This window comes from Micromonospora sp. NPDC051924, assembly GCF_055586005.1.
Genome location: NZ_JBVJJA010000019.1, coordinates 104,200 through 129,452, shown reverse-complemented (window position 1 = coordinate 129,452; position 25,253 = coordinate 104,200). Strand labels below are relative to the sequence as shown.

At 73.3% G+C, this 25,253-nt stretch carries 24 protein-coding genes; 14 read left to right on the top strand and 10 right to left on the bottom strand.

The annotated features are described in order from the left end of the window. Positions 1 to 163 precede the first annotated feature (163 nt). The 5 genes from ACZ6S5_RS17445 to polA all read left to right on the top strand — a co-directional run bounded on the left by ACZ6S5_RS17445 (position 164) and on the right by polA (position 6,682). Positions 164 to 1,114, top strand: coding sequence for a branched-chain amino acid ABC transporter permease (locus ACZ6S5_RS17445; protein ID WP_466001490.1), 951 nt, complete (start codon positions 164 to 166; stop codon positions 1,112 to 1,114). Continuing rightward, a complete protein-coding gene (locus ACZ6S5_RS17440) occupies positions 1,111 to 2,268 on the top strand; it encodes a branched-chain amino acid ABC transporter permease (protein WP_466001488.1) in 1,158 nt (385 codons plus the stop codon). Before ACZ6S5_RS17445 ends, ACZ6S5_RS17440 begins: the two co-directional genes overlap by 4 nt. Beyond that, positions 2,261 to 3,181 (top strand): ABC transporter ATP-binding protein, encoded by a 921-nt coding sequence (locus ACZ6S5_RS17435; RefSeq protein WP_466001486.1) that lies wholly within the window; start codon positions 2,261 to 2,263, stop codon positions 3,179 to 3,181. Before ACZ6S5_RS17440 ends, ACZ6S5_RS17435 begins: the two co-directional genes overlap by 8 nt. Continuing rightward, positions 3,171 to 3,881 (top strand): ABC transporter ATP-binding protein, encoded by a 711-nt coding sequence (locus ACZ6S5_RS17430; protein ID WP_466001484.1) that lies wholly within the window; start codon positions 3,171 to 3,173, stop codon positions 3,879 to 3,881. The genes ACZ6S5_RS17435 and ACZ6S5_RS17430 overlap by 11 nt, the downstream gene beginning before the upstream one ends. A 101-nt stretch (positions 3,882 to 3,982) precedes the next feature. Then, positions 3,983 to 6,682 carry a DNA polymerase I gene (gene polA / locus ACZ6S5_RS17425; RefSeq protein WP_466001482.1) on the top strand — a complete coding sequence of 900 codons (2,700 nt, stop codon included), beginning with the start codon at positions 3,983 to 3,985 and terminating at the stop codon, positions 6,680 to 6,682. 123 nt (positions 6,683 to 6,805) lie between these two features. Here the strand turns inward: polA and ACZ6S5_RS17420 are convergent, their stop codons facing one another. From ACZ6S5_RS17420 to ACZ6S5_RS17410, 3 genes are all read right to left on the bottom strand, one after another. Beyond that, entirely contained in the window at positions 6,806 to 7,237 is a 432-nt protein-coding gene (locus ACZ6S5_RS17420; protein ID WP_466001480.1) for a DUF3140 domain-containing protein, read from the bottom strand. After that, positions 7,224 to 7,442 (bottom strand): hypervirulence associated TUDOR domain-containing protein, encoded by a 219-nt coding sequence (locus ACZ6S5_RS17415; RefSeq protein WP_466001478.1) that lies wholly within the window; start codon positions 7,440 to 7,442, stop codon positions 7,224 to 7,226. Before ACZ6S5_RS17415 ends, ACZ6S5_RS17420 begins: the two co-directional genes overlap by 14 nt. A gap of 71 nt (positions 7,443 to 7,513) precedes the next feature. Continuing rightward, a complete protein-coding gene (locus ACZ6S5_RS17410; protein ID WP_466001476.1) occupies positions 7,514 to 8,317 on the bottom strand; it encodes a class I SAM-dependent methyltransferase in 804 nt (267 codons plus the stop codon). A gap of 370 nt (positions 8,318 to 8,687) precedes the next feature. Here ACZ6S5_RS17410 and rpsA point away from each other — a divergent pair, with 370 nt between their 5' ends. Together rpsA and coaE are read left to right on the top strand one after the other, a co-directional pair. Continuing rightward, a complete protein-coding gene (gene rpsA, locus ACZ6S5_RS17405) occupies positions 8,688 to 10,172 on the top strand; it encodes a 30S ribosomal protein S1 (protein WP_466001475.1) in 1,485 nt (494 codons plus the stop codon). A 210-nt stretch (positions 10,173 to 10,382) separates the two neighbouring features. Next, positions 10,383 to 11,561 carry a dephospho-CoA kinase gene (coaE, locus tag ACZ6S5_RS17400; RefSeq protein WP_466001473.1) on the top strand — a complete coding sequence of 393 codons (1,179 nt, stop codon included), beginning with the start codon at positions 10,383 to 10,385 and terminating at the stop codon, positions 11,559 to 11,561. Between the two features lie 7 nt (positions 11,562 to 11,568). Here coaE and ACZ6S5_RS17395 read toward each other — a convergent pair whose 3' ends face one another. After that, complete coding sequence (locus ACZ6S5_RS17395; RefSeq protein ID WP_466001471.1) at positions 11,569 to 13,503, bottom strand: hypothetical protein; 1,935 nt, start codon at positions 13,501 to 13,503, stop codon at positions 11,569 to 11,571. Between the two features lie 298 nt (positions 13,504 to 13,801). Between ACZ6S5_RS17395 and uvrB the strand changes: the two genes are divergently transcribed. The 4 genes from uvrB to ACZ6S5_RS17375 all read left to right on the top strand — a co-directional run bounded on the left by uvrB (position 13,802) and on the right by ACZ6S5_RS17375 (position 18,244). Beyond that, positions 13,802 to 15,910 (top strand): excinuclease ABC subunit UvrB, encoded by a 2,109-nt coding sequence (uvrB, locus tag ACZ6S5_RS17390; RefSeq protein WP_466001469.1) that lies wholly within the window; start codon positions 13,802 to 13,804, stop codon positions 15,908 to 15,910. 25 nt (positions 15,911 to 15,935) lie between these two features. Then, on the top strand, positions 15,936 to 16,790 hold the full coding sequence (locus ACZ6S5_RS17385) for an AraC family transcriptional regulator (protein WP_466001467.1): 855 nt from the start codon (positions 15,936 to 15,938) through the stop codon (positions 16,788 to 16,790). 24 nt (positions 16,791 to 16,814) lie between these two features. After that, positions 16,815 to 17,183, top strand: a complete 369-nt coding sequence (locus ACZ6S5_RS17380) for a VOC family protein (protein ID WP_466001465.1) — start codon at positions 16,815 to 16,817, stop codon at positions 17,181 to 17,183. A gap of 146 nt (positions 17,184 to 17,329) precedes the next feature. Continuing rightward, positions 17,330 to 18,244: a helix-turn-helix domain-containing protein gene (locus ACZ6S5_RS17375; protein WP_466001463.1), complete on the top strand. Its 915-nt coding sequence runs from the start codon at positions 17,330 to 17,332 to the stop codon at positions 18,242 to 18,244. Positions 18,245 to 18,257: 13 nt separating this feature from the next. On the opposite strand, the gene ACZ6S5_RS17370 is transcribed toward ACZ6S5_RS17375, so the two are convergent. From ACZ6S5_RS17370 to ACZ6S5_RS17360, 3 genes are all read right to left on the bottom strand, one after another. Further along, complete coding sequence (locus tag ACZ6S5_RS17370; protein WP_466001461.1) at positions 18,258 to 18,458, bottom strand: SDR family oxidoreductase; 201 nt, start codon at positions 18,456 to 18,458, stop codon at positions 18,258 to 18,260. After that, positions 18,455 to 18,637: a hypothetical protein gene (locus ACZ6S5_RS17365; RefSeq protein ID WP_466001459.1), complete on the bottom strand. Its 183-nt coding sequence runs from the start codon at positions 18,635 to 18,637 to the stop codon at positions 18,455 to 18,457. Before ACZ6S5_RS17365 ends, ACZ6S5_RS17370 begins: the two co-directional genes overlap by 4 nt. A gap of 164 nt (positions 18,638 to 18,801) precedes the next feature. Further along, positions 18,802 to 19,095, bottom strand: a complete 294-nt coding sequence (locus tag ACZ6S5_RS17360; protein WP_466001457.1) for an antibiotic biosynthesis monooxygenase family protein — start codon at positions 19,093 to 19,095, stop codon at positions 18,802 to 18,804. Between the two features lie 459 nt (positions 19,096 to 19,554). Here ACZ6S5_RS17360 and ACZ6S5_RS17355 point away from each other — a divergent pair, with 459 nt between their 5' ends. After that, complete coding sequence (locus ACZ6S5_RS17355; protein WP_466001455.1) at positions 19,555 to 20,553, top strand: TerC family protein; 999 nt, start codon at positions 19,555 to 19,557, stop codon at positions 20,551 to 20,553. 57 nt (positions 20,554 to 20,610) lie between these two features. On the opposite strand, the gene ACZ6S5_RS17350 is transcribed toward ACZ6S5_RS17355, so the two are convergent. Beyond that, positions 20,611 to 21,543, bottom strand: coding sequence for a C40 family peptidase (locus tag ACZ6S5_RS17350; RefSeq protein WP_466001453.1), 933 nt, complete (start codon positions 21,541 to 21,543; stop codon positions 20,611 to 20,613). 43 nt (positions 21,544 to 21,586) lie between these two features. Further along, positions 21,587 to 22,684, bottom strand: a complete 1,098-nt coding sequence (locus tag ACZ6S5_RS17345) for a mandelate racemase/muconate lactonizing enzyme family protein (RefSeq protein WP_466001451.1) — start codon at positions 22,682 to 22,684, stop codon at positions 21,587 to 21,589. 44 nt (positions 22,685 to 22,728) lie between these two features. Between ACZ6S5_RS17345 and ACZ6S5_RS17340 the strand changes: the two genes are divergently transcribed. Further along, complete coding sequence (locus ACZ6S5_RS17340; RefSeq protein WP_466001449.1) at positions 22,729 to 23,526, top strand: tyrosine-protein phosphatase; 798 nt, start codon at positions 22,729 to 22,731, stop codon at positions 23,524 to 23,526. Between the two features lie 39 nt (positions 23,527 to 23,565). On the opposite strand, the gene ACZ6S5_RS17335 is transcribed toward ACZ6S5_RS17340, so the two are convergent. Next, complete coding sequence (locus ACZ6S5_RS17335; RefSeq protein ID WP_466001447.1) at positions 23,566 to 24,429, bottom strand: serine hydrolase; 864 nt, start codon at positions 24,427 to 24,429, stop codon at positions 23,566 to 23,568. Positions 24,430 to 24,501: 72 nt separating this feature from the next. On the opposite strand from ACZ6S5_RS17335, the gene ACZ6S5_RS17330 reads away from it, so the two are divergent. Beyond that, entirely contained in the window at positions 24,502 to 25,167 is a 666-nt protein-coding gene (locus ACZ6S5_RS17330; protein WP_466001445.1) for a class I SAM-dependent methyltransferase, read from the top strand. Positions 25,168 to 25,253: the final 86 nt, after the last annotated feature.

Sequence of the window (25,253 nt, the reverse complement as noted above, 5' to 3'; positions counted from 1 at the left end):
GACCCCCCATCCCCCCCCATCCATCGCCCCCACCCTGGCTTCCCGCCAAGCCCCAACTGCCCTACTGGCCCGTCCGTCTCCGAGGAGCTAAAAAGGGGGGTGGGGGGGGGGGGCGCCCTTCCCCCCCCCCCCCACCGCTTGGCCGCACAGTTGGAGCCCCCTCTTGAACTTCGATGAGCTCTTCGGGAACTTCCCGGCGCTGACCATCACCGGGCTGGAACAGGGCGCGATCTACGCGCTCGTCGCGCTCGGCTACACCCTGGTGTACGGCGTTCTGCGCCTGATCAACTTCGCCCACTCCGAGGTCTTCATGGTCGGTACCTTCACCGCCCTGTGGACCTGGGAGGCGCTGGGCTACGACCAGAACAGCCCCGCCCCCGCCTTCGGCCCGCTGGTCGTGGCGATCCTCGCCGGCCTCGCGGTCGCGATGGTCGCGTCGGCGTCCACCGCGGTCGTCGTCGAACTGGTCGCCTACCGGCCGCTGCGTCGCCGCAACGCCCCGCCGCTGGCCTTCCTCATCACCGCGATCGGCGCGTCGTTCGTGCTCTCCGAGTCGTTCGGCATCGGCACCGAGCGGGCCCCGTACGGCATGCCGGACCTGATCCCGCAGAAGACGGTCTTCACCCTCTTCGGGGCCGAGGTCACCAACCTCCAGTTGCTGATCCTCGGCGTCACGCTGATCATGATGATCGGGCTCGACCAGTTCGTGAACCGCAGCCGGCTCGGTCGCGGTATCCGCGCCGTGGCCCAGGACCCGGACACCGCCGCGCTGATGGGCGTGAACAAGAACCGGGTGATCCTGCTGGTGTTCGTGCTCGGCGGCCTGATGGCCGGCGTGGCCGCGCTGCTGTGGGACGTCCGGTACGGGTTCACCAAGTTCAACGTCGGCTTCCTGATCGGGCTCAAGGCCTTCTCGGCCGCGGTGCTCGGCGGCATCGGCAACCTGCGCGGCGCGCTGCTCGGTGGTCTGCTCCTCGGGGTGGTGGAGAACTACGCCGCCGGCCTGTTCGGTGGAGACTGGAAGGACTTCACCGGTTTCGTGCTGTTGATCGTGCTGCTGATGTTCCGGCCCACCGGCCTGCTCGGCGAATCTCTCGGGAGGGCGCGCGCATGACCGCCACCTCGGAAAAGACCGGACGCATGGCGGCGTTCCGTACCCGCTGGGACGCGATGCCGAAGCAGGTCCGCTGGGCCGGCCTCGCCGCGCTCGTGGTCTTCCTCTACATCCTGCCCAACAAGTGGTTCTACGAGTACCTCGGCTTCCCGATCGGCAGCGACTACTTCGCCTTCTACACCACCCGCTCGGACTTCGCGACGGTGCTCTTCGACACCTCGGTCTTCGTCCTGCTGGCGGTGGGGCTGAACGTCGTGGTCGGCTTCGCCGGCCTGCTCGACCTGGGCTACTTCGGCTTCTACGCGGTCGGCGCGTACACGGTGGCGCTGCTGACCTCACCGGAGAGCCGGTTCGGCACGAACTGGCCGTGGCTGGCGGCGGTGCCGGTGGCGATCGTGGTGGCCATGGTCTCCGGGGTGATCCTCGGTGGCCCGACGCTGCGGCTGCGCGGCGACTACCTGGCGATCGTGACCCTCGGCTTCGCCGAGATGATCCGCCTCTACGCGGCCCGCAACGAGGGCATCGCGCAGGGCCAGCGGGGCATCCCGCAGATCCCGCACCCGCCGGGCAGCGGCGCGGACGGCAAGCCGCTGTTCGGCGTGGAGAGCTCGAAGCCCTACTACTGGCTGATCCTCACGGTGATCATCGTGATCATCTTCGCGATGCGGAACCTGGTCAACAGCCGGGTCGGCCGGGCCTGGGTGGCGATCCGCGAGGACGAGGACGCCGCCGAGATCATGGGCGTGCCGACGTTCAAGTACAAGCTGTGGGCGTTCGCGATCGGCGCGGCGGTCGGCGGTCTGACCGGTGCGATATTCGCCGGCAAGCAGACGTTCATCAACTCGGACAGCTTCCTGCTGGAGAACTCGATCCTGGTGCTCGCCGCGGTCATCCTCGGCGGCGCGGGCAACATCAAGGGCGCGATCGCCGGCGGTGCGATCACCTGGTACCTGCCGGAGTGGCTGCGCGGCGTGGGCGACCTGATCGGTGTCGAGTTCGACGCGGCGGAGTACCGGATCCTCGTCTTCGGCCTGGTGGTCATCGTCATGATGATCTTCCGGCCGCAGGGTCTGGTGCCCAGCCGGCGCCGGGCGGCGGAGTTCGCCGACCGGCGCAAGGAAGCGGTCCCCCAGGAGACGGTGCCCAATGAGTGAGCCGCAGATGCACAGCGAGCGGGACGAGACCAGCGAGCGGGACATCGCCGACGACGGTCGCAGCACCGTCGGCACCCCGCCGGAGTCCGGCGCGGACACGCCGGTGGAGCCCACCCCCGGGGAGACCGCCCCGGCCGGGCGGGAGCCGCTGCTGGAGGTCGACCACGTCACCCTCCGCTTCGGCGGTGTGGTCGCCCTGAACGATGTCGCGTTCACCCTCTACAAGGGGGAGATCCTCGGCCTGATCGGCCCGAACGGCGCCGGCAAGACGACCTGCTTCAACGCGATGACGGGCGTCTACCGGCCGACCGAGGGTGAGATCCGGTTCAAGGGGCAGCGGACCAACGGCAGGCGCCGGTCCTGGATCACCAAGGCCGGCATCGCCCGGACCTTCCAGAACATCCGGCTCTTCCCCGAGATGACCGCGCTGGAGAACGTGATGGTGGGCGCGGACGCCCACCACAAGACCAGCGTGATCTCCGCGATGCTGCGGCTGCCGCGGCACTGGCGGGAGGAGCGGCACGGCCGCGACAAGGCGTACGAGCTGCTGCGCTTCGTCGGCATCGAGCGCCGCGCCGGGGACCTGGCCCGCAATCTCTCGTACGGCGAGCAGCGCCGGCTGGAGATCGCCCGGGCCCTGGCCACCGACCCCACCCTGCTCTGCCTGGACGAGCCGGCCGCCGGCTTCACCCCGGCGGAGAAGGAGGAACTGCTCGGCCTGATCCGCAAGATCCGGGACAACGGGACTACCGTGCTGCTCATCGAGCACGACATGCGGCTGGTCATGGGGGTCACCGACCGGATCGTCGTGCTGGAGTTCGGCAAGAAGATCGCCGAGGGCCTCCCGGCCGAGGTCCGGGAGAACCCGAAGGTGATCGCCGCGTACCTGGGGGTGCCGACCGATGCTGCTTGAGATCAAGGACCTGACCCTGCTGTACGGGCGGATCCAGGCGCTGCACGGGATCAGCCTGACGGTGAACGAGGGCGAGGTGGTGGCGCTGATCGGCGCGAACGGCGCCGGCAAGACCACCACCATGCGGGCCATCTCCGGGTTGCGCCCGGTGGCGTCCGGCTCGATCGTCTTCGACGGCACCGACGTCACCCGGATGCGGGCCGACCTGCGGGTGGCCCGGGGCATCGGGCAGGCGCCCGAGGGCCGGGGCGTCTTCCCCGGCATGAGCGTGCTGGAGAACCTGGAGATGGGGGCGTACACCCGCCGGGACCGGTCGGGCGTCGCCGAGGACATGAAGATGGTCATGGACCTCTTCCCCCGGCTCGCCGAGCGGCGCAAGCAGGCCGGTGGCACGCTCTCCGGCGGTGAGCAGCAGATGCTGGCGGTGGGCCGGGCGCTGATGGCCCGCCCGCGGCTGCTGCTGCTCGACGAGCCCTCGATGGGGCTCGCGCCGATGCTGATCCAGCAGATCTTCGAGATCATCACCCGGATCAACGAGCAGGGCACCACGATCCTGCTGGTGGAGCAGAACGCCCAGCAGGCGCTCTCCCGCGCCCACCGGGGCTACGTGCTGGAGACCGGCCGGATCGTCAAGGAGGGTACCGGCCGGGACCTGCTGCACGACCCGGCGGTCAAGGAGGCGTACCTCGGCGTCGCCTGACGCGTACCCCGGCGGCCGGTCGTCCCTCGCGGGCGGCCGGCCGTCGGCGTTGCGGTGCCGCCATCCCCGGGTTGTCGGGCCCACGGACTAGAGTCGCTGCCGTGACAGCTACGACCCCGCGCCTGCTCCTCGTCGACGGACACTCCCTGGCATACCGGGCGTTCTTCGCCCTGCCGGTGGAGAACTTCTCCACCACCACGGGGCAGCCCACCAACGCGGTCTACGGCTTCACCTCGATGCTGATCAACGTGCTCCGCGACGAGCAGCCCACCCACCTCGTGGTCGCCTTCGACGTCTCCCGGCGCTCCTTCCGCACCGAGAAGTACGCCGAGTACAAGGCCGGCCGCAGCGAGACCCCCACCGATTTCAAGGGCCAGGTCAGCCTGGTCAAGGAGGTCCTGGCCGCGCTGCGCGTCCCGGTGGTGGAGAAGGAGGGGTACGAGGCGGACGACGTCATCGCCACCCTCGCCTGCCAGGCCCGCGACCAGGGCATGGAGGTGTTGATCACCACCGGCGACCGGGACGCGTTCCAGCTGGTCGGCGACCGGGTCACCGTGCTCTACCCCCGCAAGGGCGTCTCCGACCTGGCCCGGATGGACCCGGCCGCGATCGAGGCGAAGTACGGGGTCGGCCCGGACCGCTACCGTGACCTGGCCGCGCTGGTCGGCGAGACCAGCGACAACCTGCCCGGCATCCCGGGCGTCGGCCCGAAGACCGCGGCCAAGTGGATCAACATGTACGGCGGGGTGGACGGCGTCATCGCCCGCGCCGACGAGATCAAGGGCAAGGCCGGCGACAGCCTGCGCGAGCGGCTCGCCGACGTGATCCGCAACTACGAGATCAACTGCCTGGTCGCCGACCTGGAGCTGCCGCTGCGCCCCGAGGACAGCCGCTGGCAGGGCTGGGACCGGGAGGCCGTGCACCAGGTCTTCGACACCCTCCAGTTCCGCATCCTGCGCGACCGGCTCTACCAGTACCTGGAGGCGGTCGAGCCGGAGGCGGAGGCCGGTTTCGAGCTGGCCGGCGTGGTGCTCACCGAGCCCGGCGCGCTGGCCGGCTGGCTGGAGACGCACGCCCCGGCCGGCACCCCGGTCGGCGTGGCGGTCAAGCTCGACACCGGCCCGAACCGGCGGCACACCGCCGCGGTGACCGGGCTGGCGCTGGCCACCGCCGGCGGCGCGGCCGCCTGGGTCGACCCGGCGACGCTGGACCCGAAGGACGAGGGCGCCCTCGCCGGCTGGCTGGCCGACGAGACCCGCCCCAAGGTGCTGCACGACAGCAAGCCGGCGGTGCTGGCCTTCGCCGCGCACGGCTGGGACCTGCAGGGCATCGCCCGCGACACCCAGATCGCCGCCTACCTGGCCCGCCCCGACCAGCGCTCGTACGACCTGACCGACCTGGCGCTGCGCTACCTGCACCGGGAGCTGCGGGTGGACGCGCCGGAGACCGGCCAGCTCACCCTCGACGGGCTGGGCGACGACGGCGAGGCCGAGCAGAACCTGATGCTGCACGCCCGGGCCACCCTCGACCTGGCCGACGCGATCGACGCCGAGCTGTCCCGGGACGGCGAGCAGTCCGCCCGGCTGATGGCCGGCGTGGAGCTGCCGCTGATGCGGGTGCTCGCCGCCATGGAGCGCACCGGCATCGCCGCCGACACCCACTACCTGTCGGAGCTGGAGGCGCACTTCGCGGCCGAGGTGAAGGCCGCCGCGCAGGGCGCGTACGCGGTGATCGGCCGGGAGTTCAACCTCGGCTCGCCCAAGCAGCTCCAGGAGATCCTCTTCGGCGAGCTGGCCCTGCCCAAGACCAAGAAGATCAAGACCGGCTACACCACCGACGCCGACGCCCTCCAGTGGCTCTACGCGCAGACCGAGCACCCGCTGCTGCACCACCTGCTGCGGCACCGCGACGTGGCCAAGCTCAAGTCGACGGTCGACGGGCTGCTCAAGTCGGTCTCCGACGACGGCCGGATCCACACCACGTTCAACCAGACCGTGGCGGCCACCGGCCGACTCTCCTCGACCGAGCCCAACCTGCAGAACATCCCCATCCGCACCGAGGAGGGGCGGCGCATCCGGCGCGCCTTCGTCGTCGGCGAGGGCTACGAGTGCCTGCTCACCGCCGACTACAGCCAGATCGAGATGCGGATCATGGCGCACCTGTCGTCGGACGACGCGCTCATCGAGGCGTTCAACTCCGGGCACGACTTCCACGCCGCCACCGCCTCGTCGGTCTTCGGCGTCCCGGTCGACCAGGTCACCCCGGACCAGCGCCGCAAGATCAAGGCGATGAACTACGGCCTGGCGTACGGGCTGAGCGCGTTCGGCCTCTCCCAGCAGCTCGGGATCAGCACCGAGGAGGCGCGCGGGCTGATGGAGGACTACTTCACCGGCTTCGGCGGGGTCCGCGACTACCTGCAGGAGGTGGTGGCCCGCGCCCGGCAGGACGGCTACACGTCCACCATCCTCGGCCGCCGGCGATACCTGCCCGACCTGGTCAGCGACAACCGGCAGCGCCGGGAGATCGCCGAGCGGATGGCGCTCAACGCCCCGATCCAGGGGTCGGCGGCCGACATTATCAAGGTCGCCATGCTGCACGTCGACACCGCGCTGCGCGAGGCCGGGCTGCGCTCCCGGATGCTGCTGCAGGTGCACGACGAGCTGGTTTTCGAGGTCGCTTCGGGCGAGCGGGAGGCGTTGGAGGCCCTGGTCCGCGCCCGGATGGGGGAGGCGTACCCGCTGTCGGTGCCGCTGGAGGTCTCCGTCGGCGAGGGCCGCGACTGGAACAGCGCCGACCACTGAGCGACGGCGGCCGTCCCGGCCGCCGTTTCGCCGAGGTGGTGGCATCCCGGGGCGGGGATACCGCGACAGCGCCGACCTGCCGGCGCGCCCGCTCCGGCGACCACACCCGGCTCGCGGCCCGGGTCACCGTCCCGGTCCGCGGCGCGCCTTCGGCGGGGCGCCGTGCCGTTCCAGGGCCTTGCGGGACGGGCCGCCCGGCGGCGGCAGCGGCGCCTTGACCGGGTCGTGGCCCCAGTTCATCAGGGAGTACCGCCAGCGGGTCCGGCGGACGTCGCCGCTGGGTCGCTGCGCCATGTGCCGTCGCACGTATCCGACGACCTTGCGCATGTGCTTGTAGTCGGCCGCGGACAGCTCGTCGCGCTTGCGGCGCAGCAGCTCGATGATCTTCCGGCCGGACTCGTGGCCGACCGTCTCGCCACCCTTGGTGCCCTGCTTGCGCCAGCCGACGTGCTTGGACTCGTCGGTCTCCAGCCACGACCGCAGCTCGCCCGGCTTCATGTTCACCGCCTCGGTGAACTCGCGGTAGGTCTGCTCCGAATCCTCACCTCGGCTCATGACGCAGCACTTCCGGTCGGTGGGCGACGTCCCGGCCCGAGTCGTCGTTGCGGATCCGGTACTGCGGCTCCTCCATTGACGCGTTCACGGCGTGCCCGCGCACGTGCGTCCGTTCGGTCAGCTTCTCCTTGACGACCCCGTACGCCCGGCCGCTGTGGCTGGCCCAGGAGACGTGGTCGCCGGTGCGGAACTCCTTCTCGGCCATGCCGTCCGGGTACCCGGGCCCGCCGGGCGGAAACGGCGCGGCCCGGCTACGGGGTGGTGTCGCGAGGTGTGTCATTCCGCCGGCTTCTCCGCGACGAAGATGGCGGTGCCGGCGAAGAGCCGGCCGCGCAGCGGGCTCCACTGCCCCCAGATCCCCTCGTGCCCCGCCGGCCACTCCGGCTCCACCAGGTCCAGCAGCCGGAATCCGGCGCCCACCAGCTCCCGGATCCGATCGCCGAGGGTGCGGTGCTGCTCGACGTAGGTGGCCACCCCGTGCTCGTCCTGCTCCACGTACGGGGAGCGGTCGAAGTACGAGTGCACGGCGGTCAGCCCGCCCTCGCCGGGGTCGTCCAGGAAGATCCACCGCATCGGGTGGGTGACCGAGAAGACCCAGCGACCGCCGGGGCGCAGCACCCGGGCCACCTCTCGCATCGCGCCCGCCGAGTCGTCCACGAACGGGATGGCGCCGAAGGCGGTGCAGACGGTGTCGAACGCCGCGTCGGCGAAGGGCAGGGCGAGCGCGTCGGCCTGCACCAGCGGCACGCGTACGCCGGTCCGCCCGGCCGCCTGCGCCGCGTGCCGCAGCATGCCGGCGGAGAGGTCCAGAGCGACCGGGTGGGCGCCCCGGGTGGCCAGCCACCGGGCTGCGGACGCGGCGCCGCAGCCCAGTTCGAGGATCCGGCGGCCGGCGACGTCGCCGAGCAGCCCGGCGTCGGCCTCGCGCAGCCCCTCGGGGCACCAGACGAAGTCCGCGTCGCCCAGGAACGCGCCGTGCTCGGCCTGGTAGTCGTCCGCGTCGGCGTCCCACCAGCCGCGGTTGGCCCGGCGGATCTCGGTGGCGCCGACCCGGCGCCGGGTCACCCTCTCGTCGTCCATCCGCTCACGCTAGGGCCACGGCCGGCGCGGCCCGACGTCGGCCCGGCGGACGCATGTGGGTGGAGTGACCAATGTGACGGACGAGACAGGCGTGGCCCCTTACCGCGCAAAATCTCCGCTTTCGCAACTGGCGAGCCGGCGGAGACCCGGGAGGGCTTGCACGCTGTGGTAATGCAGCGGGTAGGCTAGACGATGCGCTCGCGGATCGTGTGCCTCGGCAGGGAGCAGGTGCGCGGTCACCGGAGCCACCAATGATCTTCTCACGGGCGATCGTTCGGTGTGCCCGGCGACGGATCCGCTGGCGCGGACTGAGTCACCGCGACGCCCACGCCTGCTGTGACAACCACATCCGACCGGAGCAACCGCCCACATGACGAGCAGCATCGAGGCCACCTCGAGCGCCAACAAGGTCACCGTCGACGACCTCGGCTCCGAGGAAGCTTTCCTCGCCGCGATCGACGAGACCATCAAGTACTTCAACGACGGCGACATTGTCGAAGGCACCGTCGTCAAGGTCGACCGGGACGAGGTCCTGCTCGACATCGGCTACAAGACCGAGGGCGTGATCCCCTCTCGCGAGCTGTCGATCAAGCACGACGTGGACCCCGCCGAGGTCGTCTCGGTCGGTGACCACATCGAGGCCCTCGTCCTCCAGAAGGAGGACAAGGAGGGTCGCCTGATCCTCTCCAAGAAGCGGGCGCAGTACGAGCGGGCCTGGGGCACGATCGAGAAGATCAAGGACGAGGACGGCGTCGTCCGCGGCTCGGTCATCGAGGTCGTCAAGGGTGGTCTCATCCTCGACATCGGCCTGCGCGGCTTCCTGCCCGCCTCGCTCGTCGAGATGCGGCGGGTGCGCGACCTGCAGCCGTACGTCGGGCGCGAGCTCGAAGCCAAGATCATCGAGCTGGACAAGAACCGCAACAACGTGGTCCTGTCCCGCCGGGCGTGGCTGGAGCAGACGCAGTCCGAGGTGCGCACCGAGTTCCTCAACAAGCTGCAGAAGGGCCAGGTCCGTAAGGGCGTTGTCTCTTCGATCGTCAACTTCGGCGCGTTCGTCGACCTGGGCGGCGTGGACGGCCTGGTGCACGTCTCCGAGCTGTCCTGGAAGCACATCGACCACCCGTCCGAGGTCGTCGAGGTGGGCCAGGAGGTCGAGGTCGAGGTCCTGGACGTCGACCTGGACCGCGAGCGGGTCTCGCTGTCGCTGAAGGCGACCCAGGAGGACCCGTGGCGTCAGTTCGCCCGCACCCACGCGATCCAGCAGATCGTGCCGGGTAAGGTCACCAAGCTCGTGCCGTTCGGCGCCTTCGTCCGGGTGGACGACGGCATCGAGGGTCTGGTCCACATCTCCGAGCTGGCCGAGCGCCACGTGGAGATCCCGGAGCAGGTTGTCCAGGTCGGCTCCGAGGTCATGGTCAAGGTCATCGACATCGACCTCGAGCGTCGTCGGATCTCGCTGTCGCTCAAGCAGGCCAACGAGGGCTTCGTCGAGGGCGAGGAGCACTTCGACCCGACCCTCTACGGCATGGCCGCGACCTACGACGACCAGGGCAACTACATCTACCCGGAGGGCTTCGACCCGGAGACGGGCGAGTGGCTCGAGGGCTACGACAAGCAGCGGGAGACCTGGGAGAACCAGTACGCCGAGGCTCGTCAGCGCTGGGAGGCCCACACCAAGCAGGTGCAGTCCTCCCGGGCCGCCGACGCCGAGGCCGCTGCCAACCCGGCTCCGGCGGTGTCCGGCACCACCACCTCGACCACGGCTCCGAGCCGTCAGGCCGAGGAGCCGGCCGGCACCCTGGCCACCGACGAGGCGCTCGCCGCGCTGCGGGAGAAGCTCGCCGGCGGCAAGTGACCCCGTGACGACTTCCGCTCGGCGCGTCTGACGCCACAGCGGAGCCGTCGCCGACCACGAGGGCCCCGCCCCCGCGATCCGGTTCCACCGGGCCGCCGGGGGCGGGGCCCTCGCGTGTCCGGGGCCCGGCGTCGGACCGTCGCGCCGTCGCGCCGACGCGGACCGGTGCCCGGTTTGGCGGGCGACGCGCCGATCGGGTTGACTGGTCGCGTGCTGAAGGTGGGTTTGACCGGGGGGATCGGGTCGGGCAAGAGCGCGGTGGCGAACCGGCTCTCCGCACTCGGTGCCGTGCTCATCGACTCCGACCGGATCGCCCGCGAGGTGGTCGCCCCGGGCAGCGAGGGGCTGGCCGAGATCGTCGACGCCTTCTCCGACCGGGTGCTCGACCCGCACGGGGCGCTGGACCGGGCGGCGCTGGGCGCGCTGGTCTTCGGCGACGAGGCCGCCCGCCGCCGGCTGGAGGCGATCACCCACCCTCGGGTCCGTGCCCGTTCCGCCGAGCTGGCCGCCGCGGCGCGCCCGGACGCGGTGGTGGTGAACGACGTGCCGCTGCTGGTGGAGGTGGGGCTCGCGGCCACGTACCACCTGGTGGTCGTGGTGCAGACGGCGGTGGCCACCCGGCTGGCGCGGCTGACCCGGGACCGGGGCATGGACCGCGCGGAGGCCGAGCGACGGATCGCCGCGCAGGCCGACGACGCCCGCCGGGAGGCGGCGGCGGACGTGCTGCTGATCAACGACGGCACGCTCGACGAGCTGCACGCGGCGGTGGACGGGCTCTGGCACGACCGCCTGCTGCCCTACGAGCGCAACGTCCGCGAGCGCCACGCGGTCCGGCCCGAGCGGCTGGTGCTCACCGAGCCCGACCCGACCTGGCCCCAGCAGTACGCCCGGCTGGCCGCCCGGATCCGGCACGCGGCCGGCGCGGACGTGCGGGTCGACCATATCGGCTCCACCGCGGTGCCCGGGCTGGCCGTGAAGGACGTCATCGACATCCAGCTCACCGTGTCGTCGATGGCGGAGGCCGACGGGCCGCTGGCCGAGCGGCTCGCCGACGCCGGCTTCCCCCGGCGGCCCGGCGACTGGTGGGACAACCCGCGCCCGGCCGGGAGCGCCTGCTGGGAGAAGCGGCTGCACGGCAGCGCCGACCCGGCCCGTCCGGTGAACCTGCACCTGCGCGTCGCCGGCTCGCCCGGCTGGCGGTACGCGTTGCTGATGCGCGACCACCTTCGCGCCGACCCCGCCCAGCGGGCCGCCTTTCTGCAGGTCAAACGCGAGCTGGTCGCCGCCGCGCCGGACAGCGCCACGTACGGGACGTTGAAGGACCCCTGGTTCGACGAGGAACACCTGCGCGCCGAGGAGTGGGCCGCGCAGACCGGCTGGCGGCCCTGACCCCGCCTCAACGGCGTCCCGGCTTCGCCGCGGCCGGCCCACCCGCGCCGGGCAGCGCCGGCATCCGGCCGGGGCTGAGGTCGAGCTGCGCCCAGACGCCCCGCCCGGTCCGCAGCTCGAGCCGGCGCAGCAGCCCGTCCCGGTCGACCCAGTAGCGCAGCGCCGTGCCGCCGGTGCGTACCTCGATGACGTCCACGGTGCGGCCGGCCGCTCGGTCGCCCCGCAGCCGGACCGCCGACCGCGCCGGGGCGGGGGTGGCGCCGGCGCGCAGCGCGGCGGCCAGCAGCCGCTCCAGGTCGTCCCCGGGTGGTCGGGCAGCCGGCCAGGTGAGCCCGGCCGGCAAGGGCAGCGGCGGCAACGCCGGTGACTCGGCCGCCGGGCCGGCCGGGACCTCCACCCGGGCCACCCGCCCGGCCCGCCACCGCAGCAGGGTGCGGCGTCCGGGGGTGTCGGCCTCGCCCACCGCCAGGTACGCGGCGGACTGGGTCCAGCTCAGCCAGCCGGCGGCGCGCAGGTTGGCGGTCGGGTCGAGCGGGGCGGTCAGGGTCACCGTGGCGCCCCGGAGCGCCCGCAGCCGGGCGGGGAGCCGGGCCAGCCGGCCGGCCTCGCCGTCGGTGAGGGCGCGCGGCAGCCCGGGGCGGCCGCCCAGCGCCGCCACCGGGTGGAGCGTGGGCCGGTCGCTGCGGGCCAGCTCCACGGTGACCGGCCGGCCGTCGGGCAGCCGGCCCTCGAGCCGGTGCAGCCGGGCGTCGCCGTCGAGCCAGAGGCGGACGCGGCCGGGAGCGGGCTCCGGGTCCGCCGGGAAGGGGGTCTCGAGGATGTCGACCGGGATGCCGTCCATGGTGTCCCGGCCCCGCCAGCGCGCTCCGACGGACACCAGGTCGGTCCGGTCCGCGCGGAGGCCGAGCAGCAGGTCGCGGACGGCGGCCACCCCGCCCGTCGGGAGTGGTTCCCGCAGCCGCCAGCGATCGGCCGGGGGCACCAGCGGGGGCGGGGCGGGGCTGGGCGTCGCGGCGGGGGCGGGCCGGACCAGCACCGTCGACGCGGTCGCCTGGACCAGGCCGCGCTCGGCGCCCGCTCCCGGGCCGCCGACGTCCAGGTAGACCAGCGCTCGGGCCCAGTCCACCCAGCCGACCAGCTCGCTGCGGGCCGCGCCGGTGCCGACCGAGACGCGGACGCCCGTGCGGACGTCCCGCTGGTTGGTGACCCGCATGGCCGACAGCCGCTCGATCTCCCCCCCGGTCAGCCGGCGGGCCGGATCGGCCGGCTCGGGTGACCAGTGTGGCAGCCCGGCGACCAGCGCGGCCGCCGAGGCGGCCGCGGTCACGCCGAGCGCGACGAGGACGGCGCGTCGCCGGGTCGACCGCTCCGGCGGGTCGCCGGCACCGTCCAGGCCCGGTTCCTCGGGGTGGGTGGCGCCGCCGCCCGCCTCGCCCGCGGTCGCGGCCGGATCGGCGGGACGCCGGCGCGGACCGCCCGGGGCGTCGGTGGCGGGGCGGGCGCGCCGGTGACCCCGGCCCACCTCGCGCGGCACGATCTCCGCGGTCACCTCGGGATCAGGACCGGGATCGCGCCCGGTGGCCCGGCGGAGCAGCCCGGCGAGGCGGTGGCTGGCGGTCGGGTTCCGCCCCGGCTCGGCTGCGGCGACCCGGCCCGCGGCGCGGCGGCGGCCGGTGGCGGTGCCCGGCGTCGGGGGTGCTCCGGTGGCGCGGCGGCGGCCGGTGGCGGTGCCCGGCGTCGGGGGTGCTCCGGTGGCGCGGCGGCGGGCGGAGGTCGGGCGTTCCGGGGCGGCCGAGGAGCCTTCGACCTGGCGTCTGCGGGGGCCGGAGGCATCCCCGCCGGGCGGGGCGGGCAGGTCGGCCGGCTCGGCGGCGGTCCGGTCGGTCGGGGGCGGAGTGGCGTCGCGTGCCGGGAGGTGCCGGCGTCCGGGGGAGGTCTCCACGAGTGGAGAACGCGGCGGCCGGGATCCGGTGACGAGCAGGGGCGCTCGCGGCGGCCGGTCTGCGCCTCCAGCGCGACCACCTCGGGTGCGCACGCCGGTCGTCCCGGGTGCTGCGACCCCCGGTGCCGGGGGCGGCCTGGCCCCGAAGGGCGGCCACCGGCCCGGTCGGCCGCCGCGAGCGGCCTACGGTACGAGGGTAGCCGGGTGAGATGTGGCCCACAATGGGAATATCGAAGCCGATCACGGACCCTCCGTGGTCGGCCGGGAACTGTCGGACCCTCGGCGTACCGTTGAGGTCATGGCGCTCGACATTCCCCGGCTCGACGGCCGCTTCCAGGTCGTCAGCGAGTTCCAGCCGGCCGGCGACCAGCCGGCGGCCATCGACGAGCTGGAGCGGCGCGTGCGGCGCGGCGACCGCAACACGGTGCTGCTCGGCGCGACCGGCACCGGCAAGAGCGCCACCACGGCGTGGCTGGTCGAGCGGGTGCAACGCCCCACCCTGGTGCTCGCGCCGAACAAGACGCTCTGTGCCCAGCTGGCCAAGGAGTTCCGGGAGCTGCTCCCGCACAACGCGGTGGAGTACTTCGTCTCCTACTACGACTACTACCAGCCCGAGGCGTACATCCCGCAGACCGACACCTACATCGAGAAGGACTCCTCGATCAACGAGGAGGTCGAGCGGCTGCGCCACGCGGCGACCATGTCGCTGCTCACCCGCCGCGACGTGATCGTGGTGGCGACCGTCTCGGCCATCTACGGCCTGGGCACGCCGGAGGAATACCTGGACCGCGCGGCCCGGGTCGCGGTCGGCCAGGAGCTCGACCGCGACCAGCTGCTGCGCCGCCTGGTCGACATCCAGTACGCCCGCAACGACATGTCGTTCCAGCGCGGCACCTTCCGGGTCCGCGGCGACACGCTGGAGATCATCCCGGCGTACGAGGAGCTGGCCGTCCGGATCGAGCTGTTCGGGGACGAGGTGGAGAAGCTCTACTACCTCAACCCGCTGACCGGGGACGTGGTCCGCGAGGTCGACCACCTGCTGATCTTCCCGGCCACCCACTACGCGGCCGGCCCCGAGCGGATGGAGCGGGCGATCCGCGACATCGAGACCGAGCTGGGCGAGCGGCTCGCCGAGCTGGAGCGGCAGGGCAAGCTCCTGGAGGCGCAGCGGCTGCGGATGCGCACCACGTACGACATCGAGATGATGCGGCAGGTGGGCTTCTGCTCCGGCATCGAGAACTACTCGATGCACATCGACGGGCGCAAGCCGGGCGATCCGCCGCATTGCCTGCTCGACTACTTCCCCGACGACTTTCTCACCGTCATCGACGAGTCACACCAGACGGTCTCCCAGATCGGCGGCATGTACGAGGGCGACGCGTCCCGCAAGCGGATGCTGATCGACCACGGTTTCCGGTTGCCCAGCGCGGCCGACAACCGGCCGCTGCGCTTCGACGAGTTCCTCGACCGGGTCGGCCAGATGGTCTTCCTCTCCGCCACCCCCGGCTCGTGGGAGCTGGAGCAGGCCCAGGGTGAGTACGTCGAGCAGGTCATCCGTCCCACCGGCCTGGTCGACCCGCAGGTCGTGGTGAAGCCCACCAAGGGGCAGATCGACGACCTGATGCATGAGATCCGGCTGCGTACCGAGCGGGACGAGCGGGTGCTGGTCACCACGCTGACCAAGAAGATGGCCGAGGATCTCTCCGACTACCTGCTGGAGAACGGCATCCGGGTGCGCTACCTGCACTCCGAGGTCGACACCCTGCGCCGGGTGGAGCTGCTGCGCGAGCTGCGCAAGGGCGACTACGACGTGCTGGTCGGCATCAACCTGCTCCGCGAGGGCCTCGACCTGCCCGAGGTCTCCCTGGTGGCGATCCTGGACGCGGACAAGGAGGGCTTCCTGCGCAGCGGCCGATCGCTGATCCAGACCATCGGCCGGGCCGCCCGCAACGTCTCCGGCGAGGTCCACATGTACGCCGACAAGATCACCCCGTCGATGGCGGCCGCGATCGACGAGACCAACCGGCGGCGGGCCAAGCAGATCGCGCACAACGAGGCGCACGGGATCAGCCCCGAGCCGCTGCGCAAGAAGATCCACGACATCCTCGACGACATCTACCGCGAGGCCGAGGACACCGAGAACAACACTCGGGTCGGCGGCGCCGCCCGGCAGCTCTCCCGGGGCAAGGCCCCGGTCAAGGAGACCCGCAGCCGTTCCCGGGGCGGTGCCGCCCCTTCCCGGGAGGGGATGGCCCGGGCCGACCTGGCCAACCTCATCCAGGAGCTCAACGACCAGATGCTCGCCGCCGCGCGGGAGCTGCAGTTCGAGCTCGCGGCCCGGATCCGGGACGAGGTGGCCGACCTCAAGAAGGAACTGCGCGGGATGGACGCCGCCGGCGTGCGGTGACCCGACGGGCGACCGGGAGGACGGCATGGTGACCGAGGCGGTCGTCGCTCGGCCCGACCCCCGGTTGCGCCCGTACGTGGACCGCTACCTCGGCTACCGCGAGCACGCCGCCCGCCCCCTGGTCCGCCACGAGGTGGCCGGCGCCTTCGTGGTGCTGATCCTCGGCTGGGGCGCCCCGCTCGACGTCACCGACCCGCGGGCAGCCGCGCGAGGCGCGTCCGGGGTGAACGCGTTCGTGGCCGGTCCGTTCGACGCGTACTGCACGACGCGGACGGTGGGCGAGGGCGTCGGGGTGCAGCTGCTGCTGACCCCGCCGGGCGCCCGTCTGCTGCTCGGGCTGCCGCTGGGCGAGCTGGCCAATCGGGCCGTGCCGGTCGAGCGGCTCGACCGCTGGCTGGTCCGGCTCCGTGACGACCTGGCCGCGGTGCCCGACTGGCCGCGGCGGTTCGCCCGCCTGGACGCCGTCCTCGGCGAGCGGCTGGCCGTCGCCGGGCCGGTGGACCGGCGGCTGCTGCGCGCGTGGCGGCTGCTCGCCGGCAGCGGGGGAGCCGTCGGGGTCGGTGCGCTGGCCGACGAGGTGGGCTGGAGCCGGCGGCACCTGGCCACGGTGTTCCGGCGGGAGTTCGGCCTGCCACCGAAGACCGTCGGCCGGCTGGTGCGCTTCCAGCGCGCGTACGCGACCCTCGGCCGCGAGCTGGCCGGTGCGTCCCTGGCGGACCCGATCGACGCGGCGGCGGGAGCGGGGACGGGCTGGGCGGCGCTCGCCGCCCGCTGCGGCTACTACGACCAGTCGCACCTGATCCGCGAGTTCCGGGAGTTCACCGGCCGCACCCCGGCGATGCTGGGCCGCCCGGGGTCACATTCGTCCAATCCCGGCTGACCGGCCCGCCGGCACACTCGGGGCATGCGAAGCATCTACCCGGTCCTGCGGTACCCCGACGCGCGTGCCGCCATCGACTTCCTCCGGTCCGCGTTCGACTTCACCCTGCACGGGCTGCACGAGGGCCCGGACGGCGCGGTCCGGCACGCCCACCTCGGCTACGGGGACGACCTCGTCATGCTGGGCACCGGACCCGCTCCCGCGGTCCGGCCGGCCGACGACGACTACCGCCTCTACGTGGCGGTCGACGACGTCGACGAGCACCACGAGCGCGCCCGGGCGGCCGGCGCGGAGATCGTCCGGCCGCCCTTCGACACTGACTACGGCTCGCGCGACTACGTGGCCCGGGACTCGGCGGGCCTGGTCTGGTCCTTCGGCACGTACCGGCCGTGAGCCGGGGCGCCGCGCGGCACCCCGACCGTGAGCCGGGGCCCGGGCACCGCGGCGCACCGGCCCCGGCGGCCTCGGCTGATCGCACTGAGCAATCGAGGTATTGCCCAGCGTGATGGTCGTGCGTACTCTCCCTCCGGGAGGCTCGCATGCCGTTGTCAGCAAGTCCTGTCGTCCGGCGGGCCCGGCTCGGCGCGGAGCTGCGCCGGCTGCGTCACCGGCAGTCGCTCACCCTCGAGCAGGTCTGTGCCCGCCTCGGGTGGGCGTCCACGTCCAAGCTGTCCCGCATCGAGCTGGGCCAGAGCCGCCCCGACCTGGCCGACGTGCTCGACCTGCTGGACGTCTTCGAGGTGCCGCCCGAGCAGCGTACCGAGCTGATCGTCATCGCCCGGGACGCCGCCACCGGTCGCGGCTGGTCCAAGGCGCTGGGTGAGATGGGCGAGCGGCAGCGGGCGTACGCCGAGCTGGAGGCGGGCGCCGCGCGCATCGTGGAATACCAACCCGCCGTCGTGCCCGGGCTGCTGCAGACCCCGGCGTACGCCCGTCTGCGGGTGGCCGCCGGGTCGCTGCTCTGCGACGGCGTGGACGTGGAGGCCGACGTCCGGGCCCGCGCCGTGCGGCAGGAGGTGCTGCGCCGGCCCGACCCGCCGCAGTACACCTCGCTGCTCGACGAGCGGGTCTGCGACCCCGGCGGCACCCCGGACGACGTCTGGCGGGACCAGTTGCGACACCTGCTCGCCCTCGCCGAGCGCCCGCACGTCACCGTCCGGCTGCTGTCCCGTGACGCCGCGCCGCACGGCGGGGTGCACCCGCTGGCCGCCTTCGCCTACTACGCCCACCCGGATCCGGCGGATCCGCGCACCGTGTTGGTGGAGACCCTCACCGCCGACCTGAGGCTGGTCGCCGAGGCCGACATCGCCCGCTACGAGCGGCTGATCGACTGGCTGGCGGCGGCGGCGCTGTCGGCGGAGGAGACCGTCGAGCGGCTCGGCCGGCGGCTGGGCCCGGCGCTGGTGCCCCGGCCCCGCGAACCCCGCGACACCGAGGTTCCCGAGCCGGGCTGACTCCGGCCGCGGGTCAGCGGTGCCGCTGGAAGCCGCCCTCGGAGTCGATCGCCTGGCCGGTGATCCAGGCGGCATCGGCGGAGCAGAGGAAGCGGACCAGCCGGGCGTCCTCCGGGGTGCCCCACCGGCCGCCCGGGAAGAGCCGGGCGACCCCGGCCAGCTGGTCCGGGTCGGCGTTGCCGGTGTCGGTCGGCCCGGGGTTGAGGCAGTTCACCGTGATGCCAGGTGGGGCACGTCGCCGCCCAGCTCGGCGAGGAGCGCCGGCACCCCGTCCGGGTCGCCGCCGTAGGGCTGGGCGTCGTCGTAGCCGGGCAGGCCGGTCAGCGTCAGCCGCCACCCGTCCGCCGCGAGCGCGCGGGCGACCGCCGCGCCGATGCCGATCCGCCGGCTCACGCCGGCACCAGGGCGACCCGATCCATGATCCGCAGCCAACCGGGCCCGCGCGGCGAGCGCAATGGCCTTCTCAGCGCGCGCGGCCGCCAGGCCCGGCGCCCCCGATGTCCGTCGGGACCGGCGGCCGGCGCGTCGGCGTCACGCTAGGACAGGGGTACGACAGCTCAGGCCGCCACGTCGACGAAGTGCTCGACCAGCGGCGGGCCGGCGAAGAACGGGCCGATCAGCCCCCGCCACTGCGGGAAGCGGTCGCTCTGCCGGAAGTTGACGTCGTGCGCCTCGACCGAGTCCCACTCCACCAGCAGCACGAACCGGGACGGCGACTCCACGCCCCGGGTCATCCGTACCGAACGGCAGCCCTCGGTCCCGGCCAGGATCGAGCGGGCCTGCGCGTACGCGGCGGCGAAGTCGTCCTCGTGCCCGGGGGTTACGTCGATCAGCGCGACCTCAAGAACCATGCCCGCAGCCTCGCACGCCGGCCTCCGGCCACAGCCACCCGGGGCCCCGCGGTGCGGGCCTGGCTGGCCCGTCGGGTCGTGGTGGTGGGCGCGGAGTCTGGCGTCGCCGCGCGCCCGCCGGCCGCTCACCCAGCCTCCTAGGAAGCGCTACGGGATGCGGGCCTTGCCACGTCAGAAAGTGATTCCCTCATCAATCCGGGCCCCCGGAGATGCGCCGACCGGGCCGGATGGTGAACAATGGCGGCCGAGGAGGGGAGTATTCCCCCGCGACGGAGTCGTCAGCACGGAAGAGCGCCGGCCCCCGGTAGCACGACCCGGCTCCGTCGGTTGGTGGTCCCGGAGTCTCGGGCCGCTGGCGGAAGAGACCTCCGACAGTCACCAGAGTCAGCGTCGACGCACCCCGGCCGCTCACCCGGCGTACGGTGTGCCCGACGCTGTGTGTCTGCCGGAGGATGGATTTTGAACGTGTCCGGATACGTGTGGGCCGGGACTCTCGTCGCGCTGACGGCGGTCCTGCTTGCCGACCTCTTCATCATCGGTCGCCGCCCGCATGAGCCGAGTGTCCGTGAGTCGAGCCTCTGGGTCGGCTTCTACGTCGGGCTGGCGCTGCTGTTCGGCGCGGGCCTCTGGCTCACCTCGGGGCCCAGTGTGGCCGGCCAGTTCTACACCGGGTGGCTCACCGAGTACAGCCTCTCGGTGGACAACCTCTTCGTCTTCGTGATCATCATGGCCCGGTTCGGGGTGCCTCGGAGGTACCAGCAGAAGGTGCTGCTGGTCGGCATCCTGCTGGCGCTGGTCATGCGGGGTGGCTTCATCGCCGCCGGCGCCGCGCTGATCTCCCAGTTCTCCTGGGTGTTCTACATCTTCGGCGCGTTCCTGATCTACACGGCGGTCAACCTGGCCCGGCAGGGCGAGCCGGACGAGGACGAGTTCAGCGAGAACCTGCTGATCCGGTGGAGCCGCAAGGCGCTGCCGCTGTCCCGCGAGTTCGACGGGGCGCGGATGACCACGCACGAGAACGGGCGGCGACTCTTCACCCCGATGCTGATCGTGATGATCGCGATCGGCACCACCGACCTGATCTTCGCCCTCGACTCGATCCCGGCGATCTTCGGCATCACCCAGGAGCCGTACCTGGTCTTCACCGCGAACGTCTTCGCGCTGATGGGTCTCCGCCAGCTCTACTTCCTGCTCGGCGGGCTGCTGGACCGGCTGATCTACCTGAGCTACGGCCTGGCCGTGGTGCTCGGCTTCATCGGGGTCAAGCTGGTCCTGGAGGCCCTCGCCGACAACAACCTGCCGTTCGTCAACGGCGGCGAGCACGTGGCCTGGGCCCCGCACATCCCGATCTGGCTCTCGCTGGCCGTCATCCTCGGCACCCTGGCGATCGCCACCGCGGCAAGCCTGGTCAAGTCCTCCCGGGACCGGCGCCGCGAGTTGGCCGAGGCCCGGCACTGACCGCACGACGCGAAGGGGCGCTCCCGTGGTCGGGAGCGCCCCTTCGCGCGTAGCGGGTCAGCCGACGCGGTGCGCGCCGACGAGGGTGGCCAGCCGGTCCTCGGGGAGCTGCTCCTCCACCACCCGGCGCTGCCGGTAGCAGGCGTGCAGCATCCGCCGGCGGTCGCCGTGCGGCTCCGCGCTGACGATGCCGACGTGGTGGATCCGCCGGCCCGGGCGGGCGAAGAAGTAGAGGTCGCCGGGGCGCTCGGAGTCCAGCGCCAGCGGCGTGGTCGCCTCGGCCTGGTCGTCGGCGTCCCGGGGGAGAATCAGCCCGTACCGCCGCCAGGCCAGGTGCACCAGGCCGGAGCAGTCGATGCCGTACGTGGAGAGGCCGCCCCAGATGTAGGCCAGGTCGCGCAGCCGCTCGGCGACCGCGAGCGTCTCCTTGACCTCCGGTCGTTCGGCGGGCAGCGGGACCAGGTCGCCCTCGGGGGCCCAGAGCGGCTCGACGTGACCGGGCGCGTGGACCGGCCGCCAGCCGTCGGTCGGTCGGCCGGCCGAGGCGAGGCGGGTGCCGAGGACGACCCCGCGCAGGGCCACCGGGCCGTCCGGGGCGGCGCGCAGCGTGGTGTGCGTGGCGTCCACGACCAGCGGGGCGGCCGCCGAACCGGGTTCCGGCGGGGCGGTGAGCTGGACGGCGGGCAGCCACCCGGGGTAGCCCCGGGGGTCGTGCTTGGCGGCGGGCTGTTCGAGGGCGACGACGTGCGCCCACCCGTCGGCGCGCAGCTCGGTGACGAGCACCCGCTCGCCGAGCAGCAGCTGGCTGAGCACGCAGTCGCCGACCTGCTGGTCGTGGTCCAGGCCGCCGACCCAGGCGGCGACGTCGGCGGTGTCGGTCAGGGCGGGGCGGTCGACGGGCCGGACCGCCTCGGGAGCGGTCCAGAGGGTCGCCACCGGGACCCGGACGACGGCCTCGCGGTCGGGTTGCAGTTCCACGTCCACCCCCATCTCGGGCACTCTGCGCCGACCCTATGAAAAAATCCAACGGCGCTCAACCTGTGGCCTGAATGTTTGCTTCATTCACGTCGATGATGCCGAGGCCCGGGGCGTCCGGGAGCGCGACCATGGCGCCGTCGTACCGGATGCCGCCGCCGACCGGCGACCGGGCCAGCCACCAGGCGGCGTCCAGGTCGGAGACCGCGCTGGTGCCGTAGGCGGCGACCAGGCTGGCCGCGGCGCTCACGCCGACCGGGCTCTCCATCATCGAGCCGACGATGGTGCCCATGCCGTGGGCGGCGGCCAGGTCGAGCAGCGTCCGGGCGGGGCGCAGGCCGCCGCACTTGGCCAGCTTGACGTTCACCATGTCGGCGGCCCGGCGGCGGATCACCTCGACCAGGTCGCGCAGGTCGAAGACGGACTCGTCGGCGAGGACCGGCAGGTCGACCCGGTCGCTGACCCAGGCCAGCCCGTCCAGGTCCCGGCGGTGGACCGGCTGCTCGACCAGTTCGACGTCGAGCCCGGCGTCCTCGATGCCGCGAATCACCCGGACCGCCTCGCGCGGCGTCCAACCCTGGTTGGCGTCCAGCCGGATGCGCACCTCCGGCCCGACCGCGGCCCGGACCGCGCGGACCCGGTCGAGGTCGCCCCGGGCGTCGGTGCCGACCTTCAGCTTGAGCACGGTGAAGCCCTCGGCCTGGCGCTGCCGGGCGGCCGCGGCCAGGTCCACCGCGTCGCCGGCCGCGAGGGTGACGTCCGTCGGGACGCGCAGCGCGGTGCCGCCGAGCAGCCGCACCAGGGGTACGCCGAGCCGCCGCGCGGCCAGGTCGTGCAGGGCGACGTCGACCGCGCCCTTGGCCGACTCGTTGCCGGCCACCGCCCGGCTCACCTCGGCGCAGCGGGCGTTCAGGTCGTCGGCGTCTCGTCCGATGAGCCGGGGCGCGAGCAGGTCGCGGACGCACGCCTCGGCGCCGGCGATCGACGCCCCGGTCACCTGCCAGACCTGCGGGGCCTCGCCGAACCCGGACCGCCCGTCGCCGTCGACCACCTCGACGACCAGGGTGTCCACCGTGGTGGTGCGGCGCAGCGCGGTGACGAACGGGGTGTGTAAGGGGGCGGAGAGCCGGTGGGTGCGTACCGCGGCGATCGTCATGTCCGGCACCCTATATGCAGGTGGCCGGCGACAGGGGAGGGCCGATGATGGGACGGAACTGGGCGTTGGTGGGTGCGCCGAACGCCCGTGACCTGGGCGGACTGCCGGCCGGCGGGGGCTGGCGGGTACGGGCCGGCCGGCTGATCCGCACTGCCGCGCTGGGCCGGCTCACCGACGAGGACCTGCCGGTGCTGGGCAAGCTGGCGCCGGCCTGTGTGGTGGATCTGCGGCACGCCACCGAGCAGGAGGTCGCCCCGCCGGACCGCCTGGCCGGCGAGCCGCGGGTGGTGCACCTGCCGGTGTACGACCCGGCCCACCCGGTGTTCACGTACGTCTCGGCGGTGCTGCTCGGCCACGACCTGGCCGCGTACGAGGAGTTGGCCCGGGAGGGCATGCCGGCGGCGATGTGCGCGATCTACCGGTGGTTCGTCACCGGGGAGTCGGCGCGGGCCGGGTTCGGGGCGGCGGTCCGGCTGGCCGCCGACGCGGGGAACCTGCCGCTGCTGTTTCACTGCTCGGCCGGGAAGGACCGCACCGGCTGGCTGTCGGTGGTGCTGCTGACCGCGCTGGGCGTGGACGAGGCGACGATCCGCGCGGACTACCTGCGGCACAACGAGTTGACCGAGAGCCTGCGCGAGGTGCTGCTCGCCGGGATGACCCGCCAGCGGCCGGACCTGGACCCGGCGACCGCGCGTCCGCTGCTGGAGGTGCGGCCGGATTACCTGGACGCCGCGTACGACGAGGTGCGGCGGGTGTACGGGTCGTTCGAGGCGTACCTGCGTGCGGGCCTGGGGGTGACCGACGGGACGGTCGCCGCGCTGCGGGCGAACCTGCTGGACTGAGGGCGCCGCCGGCCGGGTCGCCCCGGCCGGCGGCGGCGGTCAGCCGGCCAGGTCGTGTCGGACCGCCCAGACCCGGGCCGAGATGTCGGCGATGAGCCGGCAGGCGTCGTCCTCGTCCTCGCCGCTCGGGCCGCCGTCGGCCAGGTCGGTGGTGGTGCAGGCGACGATCGCGTACGCCGGCGCGTCGTCGGGAAAGACCACCCCGGCGCCATGCCGGACCCCGTGTACCCAGCCGTTCTTGTGTGCGATCCGGGTGCCCTCGGGCAGGCCGGCGGCGAGGTCCTCCCGGTGTTCCTGAGCGAGGAGCACGTCCAGCATGGCCGCGCAGGCGGCCGGGGCGGCGAGCGGGCCGGGTCGCTGCGCGCCCAGCGCCAGCGCGCCGAGCAGGGCGGCCAGGTCGGCGGCGGTGACCAGATTGGTGATGCCCGCCTCGCGGGCGGCGAAGTCCTCGATGCCCCGGCCGGTGACGCTGTGCCGGGCGCCCGCCAGGGCCCACACCTCGGCCACCGCCGGCAGCCCGACCTGTCCAATGCAGATGTTGGTGGCCAGGTTGCTGGACCGGACGATCATCCGTTGCGCGAGCCAGCGCAGCGGCGCGGTGTCGCCGACGCGCGCCCAGACCGCGTCGTCGTTGTCGTAGTGCTGGGCGCAGGTGAACCGGGGCGCCCCGGGCAGCGCGGAGTCGAACTCGTTGCGCACCGGAACCGGTGCGTCCAGGTCGAGCCGGCCGGCCTCGGCGGCGCGGTGCAGCGCCACCAGCACGCCGACCTTCATGGTGCTGGCGGCGTAGTGGGTGGCGTCGGGCAGCCGGGTCCAGGTCGGCCCGGCGCCCGGCCGCCCCACGTACGCGGAGACGGTGCCGGGCACCTTGTCGAGGTGCGCGTCGAGATCCTCCCAGGTCATGCCGGTGACCGTAGCGGATCATCGGCGGCGGCGGGGCTGCGGTCCGGCGGGTGGCCGGTCTAGCGTGCGGAGATGACGATCCCCGCGTACGACGCCATCGCCGACTGGTACGAGGACTACGTCACGACCACGGCCGCCGGCTACAGCGACCGGGTGCGTACGCTGCTGGCGCAGTTGCTGGGCGCCGGCCCCGGCCGGTGCCTGGACCTGTGCTGCGGCACCGGGGCGCACGTCGCCGAGCTGCGCCGGCTCGGCTGGAGCCCGGTCGGGGTGGACCTGTCCGCCGGTCAGCTGCGCCACGCGCGGAGCCGGCTGCCGGTGGTCCGCGCCGACGCCGGCGCGCTGCCCCTGCCGGACGCCGCGGTGCCGGCCGTGGCCTGCGTGCTCGCCCACACCGACCTGCCGGACTATCCGGCGGTGGTCGCCGAGGCGGCCCGGGTGCTCGCGCCGGGCGGCCGGCTGGTCCACGTGGGCGTGCACCCGTGCTACGTCGGCGCGTTCGCGGACCGCTCCGACCCGGGCCGGATCGTGGTCGATGGCGGCTACGCCGAACGGGAGCGCACGTTCCGCTCCTGGAACTCCACCGGGGTCCGTGCCCGGGTGGGCGCCTGGCACCTGCCCCTGGCCGACCTGCTGAACGCGGTCACCACGGCCGGCCTCACCCTGACCCGCGTCGTGGAGTCCGCCCCCGGCCCCCTCCCCGACGTCCTCGCCCTCCAGGCCACCAAGACCCCCTGACCCCCTCGGTCGCCCCCCCGGCCCCCGCGGTCGCTTGGTCGATCATGAACTTGACGGCGAAGTCGATCTCCGCAACTGCCGCCAAC